Genomic DNA, 11,650 nt, shown 5'->3' on the forward strand with positions numbered 1-11,650 from the left:
TGATTCAGCCCAGCCGGTGACCGCCGGACAGGGAAACCGATAGGAACGAAACCCAGGGCGAATCAGGTCAGTGCGTCCGGGTCGTTCTGCCTGGTCAGGTTCGATACCGGGTCGAAGGTGATGTCATGGTCGATGAACTGGCCGAGGTAGGTGTAGCCGGCCGGGATGTCCGGGTTGTCCTTCGCGGCATCGCCCGGGGCGGTGTCCGTCATCATCTGGGCGATCTCCCGGATCCGTCCCTCGGAAGGTACGTAGGGACTCAGCCGGAACATCCGGCCGAAGCGTCCCTCGAAGAGCTGAGAGCCAGGCAAATAGGCGAGCCCGCGCTGCTCGCGGCCATGGCCGCGGGCGTGCTGGTGCGGCGTACCGTATCCATGGGCGGAGCCCATCCGGTTGACGAGATCCTCGGGTGCTCGGCCGTCCTGGTCGGGGACATCCTCGATCCTCGGGATCGGGATCACCGCCTCGACGGGCTTCTCCGGGCTCTGCTTGGTAGGTGGCTTGACTGGTGTGGACATGCGATCCCCAGGTGGGTTCTGTGCACGAAGGTGGGCCAACAGGCGCGCCGGACCCGAGGCCGGCGGTCATGGAGTGGAATGCCTCTTCACCGTGTCACGCGACGACAGGGGCCGCATCCCCAGCATCTGGGGCAAGTCCGACAATCAATCCACGTGCCATCAGTGCCACGGTGCGGCAGGATCGGCGCATGCGCACCCTCATCTACTCAGCGTTCGTATCCCTCGACGGCGTCGTCGACTCTCCCGGCGGCGGCACCACCACCGAGGCACACCGCAGCGGCGGCTGGACGTTCCAGGATCTCGAGTTCCTGCCCGAGGCCTACGAGATCAAGGGCACCGAGATGCAGGAGGCCGGCGCGATGATGTTCGGCCGGCGCAGCTACGAGGCGTTCTCGCCGGTCTGGCCCGACATGGAGGATTTCACGGTCGTCAAGGAGATCCCGAAGTACGTCGTGTCGACAACGCTCGGCGACGACGGCTTGGTCGATGACTGGGGGCCGCAGGTCATCCTGAGGTCGCTGGACGAGGTCGAGCAGCTCAAGCAGGGTGAGGGTGGCCCGATCCTGGTCGCGGGCAGCGCCGAGCTGGCCCGCAACCTCTCCGACGCCGGCCTGATCGACCGCTACCACCTGCTCGTCTTCCCCGTCGTCCTCGGCGCCGGCAAGCGGATGTGGAGCGAGACCGACAAGGACAAGCAGATGCTGAAGCTGCTCGACTCGGAGACCTACGCGAACGGCATCACCAAGCTGGTCTACGACGTCGTCCGCTGATCCCGGTCACGGGCAGGGCGCATAGAGGCGACGCGACCCGGTTGCGTACGCGGTCGGGTCGGTGAACGCACACCCGTAGTCGGGTGCGGCGACGGCAGCCCGGTCGAGGACGTCGTCGCCGGCAGGACGGTCGCCGTTCTCGACCCAGTCGACGAGGTCGCCCCAGGCGGCCGCGGCCTCTGCTGGGCTGAACTCGCAGTGCCCGGCCGAGCGGATCGCCCGCTGCACGACCAGACCGCTGCGGTGGTGGCGGGCCACCTCACGCGCGTAGATCTGCTCGAGCGAGAACGGCACGAACATGTCGCCGAGGTTGTGCAGGCTCACCACTGGCGCGGTCGGACGTCCGGAGATGACGGCCGGCGCGTTGAGCCGGTGGCTGTTGCGGCCGGCGCGGTCGATCGGGTCGATCCGCTCGATCTCGGTGTCGAGATCGACCGGCGTGTTCGTCGTGTAGACGGTGTCTCGGTTGGTCGCGACCCGGCCGATGTTGAATCCCAGCGTGCCGCCGTCGTCGACGGAGGGCAGCGTGAAGAGGAAGTCCTTCCACTGCCGGAAGGCGGCCTCGGCACCCGGCCGCGGGCCACCGCTGTGCTCGATCGTCATCGTCCGCAGCTGCTCGCCGGCCGGGGTCAGGGTGCCGTCTAGACCGAGGCGCTCCTTGATCACCGGGACGTCGACGCTCTGGTAGCCCGCGTCGTAGGGGTAGGCGTCGTGGCCCGCCAGCGCCTGCGCACCCAGGTTGTAGTCGACGAAGAAGTCGAACAGCTCCACGTCGCCCAGCTGCCCGCACATCGGCAGCGCGCCGTCATAGAAGCCCGGAAACTGCTCCAGCGAGCGTCCGACCACGTGCCCGCCCATCGACACCCCGGTCACGTAGGTGCGGCTCGCCCGGCGCGGCAGGAGATCGGAGGAGGCGTACGCCGCCAGGTCCCGCGTCGAGCGCACCCCGGACCCCGCGTCGTAGCCGTTGGTCGAGTAGCTCGACGCCGCCCAGGCATAGCCCTGCTCGAGGAACGTACGCCGCAACCCGAAGCCCGGGGTCTCCGGCGTCAAGGTGTAACTGAGCCCGCGGTAGCCGTGGGCCCACATCACCAGCTCGCCGTTCCAGTCCTTCGGCACCTCCAGGACGTACGCCGCGTGCTCGTGCACCCCCTGATGCACCGTCGTCGTCTTCCCGTCGACCACGACCGGCGCCACCGGCGGGTTGCTGATCGTGTAGCCGGGAAGCGGCTGGTCACCAGGTGGCTTCCGGTCGGCGAGCGCCGGTCCGGTCGCTGCGACCAGAGCGGCGGTCAGGAGCAGGGCGATGAAAGCGGCTGACGCACGGGGCATGTCTCCGAGAGTAAGGCTCGTTGTGACTGGCGTCACAGAAACAGTGCACGAGGTGCCTCGTGCGTTGCGCACAAAGGATCAGCGACCGACGGCCTTCCGGATCGCCCCGAACGCCGCCATGCCGACACCCTTGACGCCTGCAGCGATGAACGTCGTCCAGTCGAAGTAGTCGCGCCAGAGCACGATCTTGCCGTCGCGTACCTCGAAGGTGCCGCACACCCAGAACTCGGCGGAGACCGAGCCGCGGCTCAGTACGTCGATGCGCTCGGTGAGCACCACCGGACCGTTGGCCGCGATGTTGATCATCCGGACCTCGAAGTCGGTCGTGTACTTCCCCATGATCCGGAGCTGGCGCCCGACCTCGGACAGACCACGCGCCGGCGGAAGCGGCACGTTCTGATAGGTGACGTCGTCAGCACACAACATCAACGCCGCGTCGACGTCCCCCGTCTCGAGGGCGGCCAGGAACTGCTCGACAAGCTGGATCTCGGTCATACCGCCCACGCTATCCCCTGATCAGGGGCCCTGAGGGCAGGCTCAGAACCAGATCAGGACATCTCGGGACCGGCTCGACGCCGTCAGGACTGGATGACCGCCTGCACGACGGTCACCAGTCCAGCCGCAGCGAAGTAAGCGATCAGAAGGATCCCGACTGCACTGAAGAAGAGTTGAACCTGCCGAGTCATGTGGCCGAGCCTACGTGAGCCCGCCGGCATTCGGCCATTGATCGCCCAGGTCAGGAGATCTTCTCGATCAGCGCGTCCGCGTACTCCTGAACGGTGTTGCCCTCCTGGAACTGCTCACCGTCGAGCAGAACGGTCGGAGTGCCCTGGACACCGTCGGCCTTGGCGGCCTTGGTCGCGGCATCAGCCCATTCCTTGCCGGCGAGGTCCTCGATGCCGTCCTTGACCGCAGACTCCTCGGCACCCGCCTCGACCGCGAGGTCGACGAGGTCAGAAGCCTCCGGGAACGGGCCGGACTCGCTGGGCTGGTTCTCGAAGAGCAGGTCGTGGAACTCCTTGGCGACCTCGTCGCCGGCTTCGGCCTGGACGACCGCGAAGGCCGAGGTGGCGAGCTCGGAGTAGGGGCCGATCTGGTCGAGGAGCACGAACGGGCGGTAGTCGACCTGCACCTTGCCGTCGGCTGCGAGCTCGGCGAGATCCTCGCGGGTCGCCTCCTCGAACTCACCGCAGTAGGGGCACAGGAAGTCCTCGTAGATGACGACCTTGTGAGGCGCGTCGTCGGGACCGATCACCAGGCCGTGCTCGCTGCTGCCGGCATCGACCGCGGCGACCTTGCTGTCCTCGGACCGGTTCAGGCTGAACCAGACGAGGCCCCCGATGATCACCGCGATCACGGCGACGACCGCCACGACGGTGAGGATCGACTTGCGGGCCTGCTTTTTGCGCCGAGCCTCCAGCTCCGCGGCGGCCTTGGCAGCGCGCGCCTCTCGCTTTTCCTTGCGGGAGGGGCTGCTGGCGGAATCCGTGCTCATGACCCCAACATAGGTCCGTCTCCTGAACGCAGCCTGAAACCGCGCCATGGGAACCGTTATCACATCGTCTCCTACCCTCCGTATAAGCCGTTGACCAGCGGCGTTATGGTGCTCTGCGTGGCTTCACTCAACGAACGTCTGGTCTGGATCGACTGCGAGATGACCGGGCTGTCCCTCGAGAACGACGCGCTCATCGAGGTGGCGGCCCTCGTCACCGACTTCGATCTCAACGTGCTCGGCGACGGGGTCGACATCATCATCAAGCCCCCGGCCGAGGCGCTGGAGCAGATGGACGACTTCGTGCGCGACATGCACACCAAGTCCGGCCTGCTGGTCGAGCTGGAGAACGGCGTGCCGATGCGCGAGGCCGAGGAGCAGGTCCTGGCCTACGTCTGGGAGCACTGCGGCAAGGACTCCCGGCCACCCCTGGGCGGCAACACGGTGGCCACCGACCGCAACTTCCTGGCCCGGGACATGCCCGAGCTGGAGGGCTTCCTGCACTACCGCAACGTCGACGTCTCCTCGATCAAGGAGCTGTCCCGCCGCTGGTTCCCGCGGGCCTACTTCTCCGCTCCCCCCAAGCGTGGCAACCATCGCGCCCTGGCCGACATCCAGGAGTCGATCGAGGAGCTTCGCTACTACCGCGAGGCGGTCTTCGTGCCGATGCCCGGACCCGACTCCGACACGGCCAAGGCGATCGCCGCCCGCCACGGCGCCTCGATCACGGGGCTCGTCGACCCCAAGGCGACCCCCGATTCCACAGATCCGGCCTGATCCCCTATGATTCTTGCTGGCTCGAACATGCGCTGTCCGGGTCGATGGTGGGCGTAGCTCAGCTGGTAGAGCATCGCGTTGTGGTCGCGAGGGTCGCGGGTTCAAGCCCCGTCGTTCACCCCAACAGGAACGGCCCGTCCGAGAGGACGGGCCGTTCCGCATTTGCCAGCGACACCGACTCGGACCCCACCCTTGGCTTCCCGGAATTACCTGACTAAAGTCAGATACATGACAGTGGACACCTCGGTGATGCGCAAGTTCAACATGAGCTACGTCCGTCGGGTGGGAGCGCTCGAGGACTCCTTCCTCGGCAGCGGCCTCCCCTACGGCACCGCCCGCATCCTCTATGAGATCGGCCTCGGCGCCGAGACGGTTCAGGACCTGAGGACCCGCCTCGGGGGCCTCGACTCCGGCTACGTCAGCCGGATGCTGCGGACCCTGGAGAGCAAGGGATACGTCGCGCTGGACCGCGATCCGTCCGACGGCCGGCGCCGCCTCGTGGCGCTCACCGAGGACGGCCTCAAGCAGTGGGACGACCTGGAACGCCGCTCCGAGGAGCGTGCCCATCTCCTGCTCGACCCGCTGACCCAGCGGCAGCGCGACCGGCTCAACGATGCCCTCGCGACCGCTGACCTGCTGGTGCGAGCCGCCACGATCGTCATCGATCCGGTCGATCCGCGCGACCCGATGGCCCAGGAGGCGATGGGTCGCTACTTCGCCGAGATCGGCGACCGCTTCGGCTTCACGGTGGGCGACGAGGGCTTCGGCGACGACCCGTCCCTACGCGCACCTCGCGGCGCCTTCTTCGTCGCCGCCAGCGACGGCGCCCCGGTCGCCTCCGGCGCGGTGCGGGAGTTCGAGGGCACCGGCGAGATCAAGCGGATGTGGGTCGACCCGTCCTGGCGCGGTGCCGGCCTCGGCTCGCGCCTGCTGCGCCACCTCGAGGCGGAGGCTCTGCGGCTCGGCCACCGGGTCGTACGCCTCGATACCCGCGACGTGCTCAACGAGGCGATCGAGATGTACGAGCGGGCCGGCTACGAGCGCATCGACCGCTACAACGACAACCCGCACGCCACCCACTTCTTCCGGAAGGAGCTGGGGTGAGCTTGTCGAAGGGAGCCGGGCTGAGCGACCGAATGCTCACCGAGGTAACTCGGTGAGCGTGCACTGTCCTCGTGGAGCTCCGTGAGGGAAGTGAGCCTTCACCGAGTTACCTCGGTGAGCATCCGCCGGCTGCGTAGACCGCCAACAACCCCAGCGGCGGCTGCGCACTGGGATGGGCGACCGCGGCGGCACCGACCGCGCAGGCCGTAAGCAGCGCCTGCTCCTCGGAGGCGCCAGCCAGGATCGCCAGGATGAGCGCCGCGGAGAAGGCGTCGCCCGCTCCGACGGTGCTGACCACCTCGGTCACCGGCACGGCGGGCACGCGCGCCGACTCGGCGCCGGCGACCAACATGGCCGCCCCAGCGGCGCCATAGGTCACTGCGACCCGTCGGGCCGCGCGCAGCTCGGGCATCGCGGCGTACTCGGTCTCGTTGACGATGAACAGGTCGACCCGCTCGACGAGCTCCGCCGGCAGCGGCTGAGCCGGAGCGGCGTTGACCGCGACGAAGCCCGTCGCCCGCGCTGCCACGGCCCGGACCACCTCCAGGGGGAGCTCGAGCGGCATCAGCACGGCGTCGTCCGGACCGACCACGAAGCCTTCGGGTGCGACCAGCGCGTTGGCGCCGCCGCACACCACGATCTGGTTCTCCCCCGTCGCGTCGACGGCGATCAGCGCCGTGCCGGTCGGGGCGTCGGCGATGCGTACGCCGTCCACATCGGCCCCGGCGGAGCGGATCGTCTCGACTGCCCAGGCACCGTCGGCATCGGAGCCGACCGCGCCGACCATCCGTACCCGAGCCCCGAGCCGGCTCGCCGCGACCGCCTGGTTGGCACCCTTCCCGCCGACGTCGCGACGCAGCCGCCCGCCGCCGACGGTCTCCCCCGCCTCCGGCAGCCGCTCGACGTTCGCGGTCAGGTCGACGTTGATGCTCCCGACGACGACCAGGTCCTGGGGCGGGCGCACGGCGTCAGGGGCGACGGAGGCCGAGGCAGGCGTAGGGCACGTCGGAGATCCGCTCCAGCACGACCCCGCGAGCCTCGGCGAGCTTCTTGACGAGACCGAGGTCGGCGTCGCGCGCCGGGTTGACCAGGATCTTCGACGGATCGCCGTGCAGAAGCAACCTGACGGTGTCGTCCACACCGGCCTCCACCAAGGTGACGTCGCCGTCCCCGAACTTCTCGGCGGCGCTCTCCACCGCGTTCCAGCCCACCCAGGTGGGCGTGTGGTCACCGCCGAGGTGAGCCCCGCTGTCGAGCATCACCTTGGTGCGTACGATCGGGAACCGGGCAGCGACCGTGTCGATGAACTTCCTGGACACGTCGGCCCGCGCCAGGTCCGCGCGGAACGCCGCGCCATGGAAGTCGTTGGGACCGATCCGGTCGTCGTCGATGACGGCGCGCGAGATCAGGCCCGAGACGGTCGAGCCGAGGCACGCCGAGGGGATCAGGTAGTCCTCCCGCGTGCCGACGATCGACACGCTCCGGCCCGGGTCGGCGAGCACCGCGAGCTCCGGGGAGAACGGCGAGGCCAGATGGGCGTCGAGCGTCGAGTTGGCCTTCTCGACCGATGAGGCCAGATCCCGGGCGATCGCACCGGTGCCCGTCCAGCCGTCGACGAACACCACCCGAGCGGGGTCGTGGTGGGCGGCCAGATAGGCGAGCGCGGTCTGGTCGATGCCGCGCCCGCGGACGATCGAGATGGCGTAGTGAGGCAGGTCGAGCCCGTGCACGCGCTGGGCCCAGCGCCGCATCAGCACCCCGATCGGGGTGCCGGCGCGCATCAGCGAGACCAGCACCGCGTCCTGGCCACGCCGAGCCAGCACCTGCTCGGTGACCAGCCCGACGGCGTACGCCACCCGCTGAGCCGAGGCTGTCAGGGCTTCGTCGAAGAGCGCTCGGTGTGCCTCGGCCTGCTCGTCCTCCGCGGCCCCGGACGAGGAATCCGCAGCGTCGGCCTCGAGATCCTTGATCAGCCAGGCGACGTCGTCCCGCTCGTACGAACCGAATGTGGGACCGTGGAGCGGCGCGGGCAGCGCACCGGCCGGCTGGTCGTGGCGAGGCTCCGGGGTGAACGCCGGGACGGTCACGACCACGACCCGCGGCGCGAGCCGGGCGAGCTGATCGACCAGGCCGCCGTCCTCATGGAGCGCACGGGTGTCGGCCGGCTCGTCGACGACCAGCACGATCGCCTCGAACACGCCCTCACGCAGGTTGTAGGCGAAGCGCGGACCGTCGTCGTCGGCGGGCGCGTCGTGAGCCGGAAAGGTGATCGCCGTGCGGATCGCATAGCCCGGGTCGTCCACCGCGAGCACCGGCGACCGTGTCGTCGTCGAGTAGGTGATCTCGTGGCGCCGGCCCTCGGCTGCACGCCGGTCGGCCAGCGCGGAGGCGATCCGCAGGGGCGCGTACATCAGCTCCTCGGTGCCGAGGACGTGCACCGGACCGTCGGGGATTCGCCCCGCGATCGCGGCGGCGGTCACCGTGACGGCCGACTCGTAGGAGGCGGCGGCACTGGTCAGGAGGCCGTGGCGGCCGCCTTCCGGGACGGCTCGCGGCCAGGTGGCGACGACCTGGACGACTTCGCCGCGCTGGCGCCGGGGCGGCTCGGCGCCGGCCAGGTGGCGGAGGTTCTCGACGTTGTCGATGAGCCGGTTGCCGTTCTCGGCGAGGTCTTCGGGCAGCTCGATCTCACCGCTGGCGAGGGAGACGACGTCGAGCGTCGCGCGCAGCCGCTTGACCGCGCGCTCCATCCGGCCGCGATCGGCCTCTGAGCGCAGATCGACGAGCGCGGCCACGACGTAGTGCTTGCGTGGGAACTTCTTGTGCAGCGCCCGGATCGTGTTGACGATCGTCTTGCCGGTGATGACCTCGTCGTCGACCAGCACCAAGGTCTCGCCGCGGGCGAGGAAGGCAGGGTCGGCGGGAAGCAGCCGGTGGGTGGTCGCGTGCGAATGCTCCTCGTAGAAGTCTGCGGCGGACTCGAGTCCGTCGACGACCCGACGGGTGGAGTGCAGGTAGGGCGCACCGATCGCGTCGGCGACGAGGTGTCCGAGCGCTGTCGCCGTCTCGGCATAGCCGAGGACCACCGCATCGCCCGTCACCGCGGCGCGCGCTTTGGCTCCCAGGCGCAGCGCGGCATCGGTCACGACCCGCGGGTCGGTCGGGAGGTGCTTGCCGAGGACGGAGGAGACGAGCAGTTGCGCCCGACGCGGGTTGCGCCGCACCGCCAGACCGACCAGATCGGTGAGCATCATCCCGCTGGGCGCGTCGGTCGTCCGTAGACGCACACCCAGGCGTTCGGCCACCCAGGTGCCCGACCAGCCGCTCGCTTCGTCTCTCACAGGTGACATTCTCCCCCACGGTTCCGCGTACGACTCAACCGCAGGTGGGCCGCCCCTGTCCACTGTCGACCTGATCCGGACGGCACGGAGGTCCAGAATTGGAACACGTTCTTGCTGGCGTCGACGGAGGGGAATAGGTTCCGGACATGCCTCGTCGCTCGGGAAGCCTCGGAATCGCCGCCGCCGCGGCTGCGCTCGCGATCGGAGCTTCGCTGCTGACCGCGGCCGGGCCGGCTGGCGCCGCTCCGGCGAAGGAGACCCCGCAGCTGTCCCGTGAGGATCGCTGGCTGGTCGATCAGCACGGCCGGATCGTGCTGGTCCATGGACAAAACCTGGTCTGGAAGCACGATCCGTACGTCCCGCCCGACTCGCCCGAGGGCTTCACCGCTGCCGACGCGGAATGGCTGGCGGAGCACGGCTTCAACGGTGCCCGGATCGGCACGCTGTGGGCAGGCGTGACCCCGGACGCCCCCGGCGAGGTCGACGAGGGCTACCTCGACGACTGGCAGCGGGTGATCGACCTGCTCGCCGACGAGGGCATCTGGATGCAGTACGACTTCCACCAGGACATGTGGCACGAGACCTACGGCGGCGAGGGCGTGCCCGACTGGGCCGCGAAGCGGCCGGCGCCCTACAACCTGCACCCGCCGATCAAGCTGTCCTTCCCGGCGACCTACATCACGCCCGAGCTGGCCACGGTCTACGACAACTTCTGGGCCAACAAGTTCGGCGTCCAGGACGGCTGGGCCGCGGCCTGGGGCGCGGTCGCGCAGCGGTGGGGCGACCAGCCCTACTCGATGGGCTACGACCTGATCAACGAGCCGTGGGCTGGCCGGGAGTGGCTGACCTGCCCGATCACCGGGTGCGCCAGCTCCTACCGCCACGAGTTCCAGCCTGCGTACGAGAAGGCCACAGCGGCGATCCGCGCGTCCGATCCCGACGGGATCGTCTGGTACGAGTCGCAGCTGCTCGCCAACCAGGTCCCCAACTCGCGCTTCGGCCCGGTGAACGACGACCAGGCGGGCTACTCCTGGCACAGCTACTGCCCGTTCGGCTATCTCGACTCCCAGGGCATCCCGATCGGGGTCGGCGGCTGCAAGGACTATGACGAGACCCACCACCGCACGGCGCTCGAGCAGGCGGAGACGATGGGCGCGACCAACCTGATGTCGGAGTTCGGCGCGACCGACAACACCGAGCTGCTCGCCATCGACACCGCCGCGGCCGACGACCACTTCACCTCCTGGATGCACTGGGCCTACAAGCACTGGGACGACCCGACCACCGCCGACGGGCGCCAGGGCATGTTCGCCGACGACGCGGATCTGTCGACGGTGAAGGCCGAGAAGCTGCGTACGCTGGTCCGCACCTATCCCCAGGCCACGGCCGGCACCCCCGTCGACCTCTCCTTCGACCCGGAGACCGGCGAGTTCAGCTACACCTACGATCCGTCCGCGGCGATCGACGAGCCGACCGAGATCTTCGTCAGCCCGATCCACTACCCCTCGGGTCCGGACATCTCCGTCGAGGGTGGCCGGGTCGTCGGCGAGGCCGACCACCACCGGATCCTGGTCGAGGCGACCGGAACCGGACCGGTGACGGTCACGATTGACTAGGCTGGTCGCGTCCCGGCCGCTCCAGGCCCTCGGTCCAGCCCTCGGAGGATCAGTTGTCCGTCTCGCTCGCCAGGGGACAGTCGGTCTCGCTCAGCACGCCTGAGGGCCGCACCATGACGCCGGTGCGGATCGCGCTGGGATGGGATGCGGTCCGGCAGGGTCTCTTCGGTGGGTTCCGGGGCGCTCAGGTCGACATGGACGCCTCCGCGATCCTCTACGACGCGGCCGGCTCCCACGTCGACCAGGCCTGGTTCCGGCAGCTGAGGTCGAAGGAGGGGGCCGTGGTCCACTCCGGCGACAACCGCACCGGCGCCGGGGACGGCGACAACGAGTCGATCATCGTCCACCTCGACCGCGTGCCTCCGACGGTCGCGCAGATCGTGTTCACGATCAACTCCTTCACCGGACAGAGCTTCGCCCAGATCCAGAACGCGTTCTGTCGCCTCGTCGAGGAGAGCACCCACACCGAGATCGCCCGCTTCGACCTGAGCACGACCGGCCCGCACACTGCCGAGATCATGGCCAAGCTCAGCCGCGCCGAGGGCGGTTGGAACCTGACCGCTCTGGGCGAGATCGGCAACGGACGTACGTTCCAGGACCTGCTGCCGTCGATCGCGCCGACGCTCTAGTAGCCGCTAGCTGTACTCAGCCAAGAGGTTGGTGACACTCCGGGTCGGTTGTTGACCTAGCGAAGACCTCC

At 69.0% G+C, this 11,650-nt stretch carries 11 protein-coding genes and 1 tRNA gene; 6 read left to right on the forward strand and 6 right to left on the reverse strand.

The features are described from left to right. Positions 1 to 62: 62 nt before the first annotated feature. Positions 63 to 518, reverse strand: coding sequence for a hypothetical protein (locus IEY84_RS26420; RefSeq protein WP_183552356.1), 456 nt, complete (start codon positions 516 to 518; stop codon positions 63 to 65). Between the two features lie 188 nt (positions 519 to 706). Here IEY84_RS26420 and IEY84_RS26425 point away from each other — a divergent pair, with 188 nt between their 5' ends. Next, positions 707 to 1,288: a dihydrofolate reductase family protein gene (locus tag IEY84_RS26425; protein WP_183552353.1), complete on the forward strand. Its 582-nt coding sequence runs from the start codon at positions 707 to 709 to the stop codon at positions 1,286 to 1,288. Between the two features lie 6 nt (positions 1,289 to 1,294). On the opposite strand, the gene IEY84_RS26430 is transcribed toward IEY84_RS26425, so the two are convergent. The 3 genes from IEY84_RS26430 to IEY84_RS26440 all read right to left on the reverse strand — a co-directional run bounded on the left by IEY84_RS26430 (position 1,295) and on the right by IEY84_RS26440 (position 4,115). Then, positions 1,295 to 2,620 (reverse strand): hypothetical protein, encoded by a 1,326-nt coding sequence (locus IEY84_RS26430; protein ID WP_221209308.1) that lies wholly within the window; start codon positions 2,618 to 2,620, stop codon positions 1,295 to 1,297. 78 nt (positions 2,621 to 2,698) lie between these two features. Then, positions 2,699 to 3,115 (reverse strand): limonene-1,2-epoxide hydrolase family protein, encoded by a 417-nt coding sequence (locus tag IEY84_RS26435; protein WP_183552348.1) that lies wholly within the window; start codon positions 3,113 to 3,115, stop codon positions 2,699 to 2,701. Positions 3,116 to 3,356: 241 nt separating this feature from the next. Continuing rightward, positions 3,357 to 4,115, reverse strand: coding sequence for a DsbA family protein (locus IEY84_RS26440; RefSeq protein ID WP_229789046.1), 759 nt, complete (start codon positions 4,113 to 4,115; stop codon positions 3,357 to 3,359). Positions 4,116 to 4,220: 105 nt separating this feature from the next. On the opposite strand from IEY84_RS26440, the gene orn reads away from it, so the two are divergent. The 3 genes from orn (at position 4,221) to IEY84_RS26455 (ending at position 5,993) form a co-directional block, all read left to right on the forward strand. Then, a complete protein-coding gene (gene orn / locus IEY84_RS26445; protein ID WP_183552359.1) occupies positions 4,221 to 4,889 on the forward strand; it encodes an oligoribonuclease in 669 nt (222 codons plus the stop codon). A 47-nt stretch (positions 4,890 to 4,936) separates the two neighbouring features. Next, positions 4,937 to 5,012 (forward strand) — tRNA-His (locus IEY84_RS26450). Positions 5,013 to 5,117: 105 nt separating this feature from the next. After that, on the forward strand, positions 5,118 to 5,993 hold the full coding sequence (locus IEY84_RS26455; RefSeq protein WP_183552342.1) for a bifunctional helix-turn-helix transcriptional regulator/GNAT family N-acetyltransferase: 876 nt from the start codon (positions 5,118 to 5,120) through the stop codon (positions 5,991 to 5,993). Positions 5,994 to 6,099: 106 nt separating this feature from the next. Here IEY84_RS26455 and IEY84_RS26460 read toward each other — a convergent pair whose 3' ends face one another. Next, the gene (locus IEY84_RS26460) at positions 6,100 to 6,957 is read right to left on the reverse strand and encodes a ribokinase (RefSeq protein ID WP_183552338.1); all 858 of its coding nucleotides are present in this window, start codon (positions 6,955 to 6,957) and stop codon (positions 6,100 to 6,102) included. 4 nt (positions 6,958 to 6,961) lie between these two features. Continuing rightward, the gene (locus IEY84_RS26465; RefSeq protein ID WP_229789048.1) at positions 6,962 to 9,334 is read right to left on the reverse strand and encodes a phosphoribosyltransferase domain-containing protein; all 2,373 of its coding nucleotides are present in this window, start codon (positions 9,332 to 9,334) and stop codon (positions 6,962 to 6,964) included. A 146-nt stretch (positions 9,335 to 9,480) separates the two neighbouring features. On the opposite strand from IEY84_RS26465, the gene IEY84_RS26470 reads away from it, so the two are divergent. Then, on the forward strand, positions 9,481 to 10,950 hold the full coding sequence (locus tag IEY84_RS26470; protein ID WP_183552331.1) for a glycoside hydrolase family 5 protein: 1,470 nt from the start codon (positions 9,481 to 9,483) through the stop codon (positions 10,948 to 10,950). A gap of 53 nt (positions 10,951 to 11,003) precedes the next feature. After that, positions 11,004 to 11,579, forward strand: a complete 576-nt coding sequence (locus IEY84_RS26475) for a TerD family protein (RefSeq protein ID WP_183552328.1) — start codon at positions 11,004 to 11,006, stop codon at positions 11,577 to 11,579. Positions 11,580 to 11,650 lie beyond the last annotated feature (71 nt).

Source organism: Nocardioides albus, from assembly GCF_014648255.1.
Classification (GTDB): Bacteria; Actinomycetota; Actinomycetes; order Propionibacteriales; family Nocardioidaceae; genus Nocardioides; species Nocardioides albus.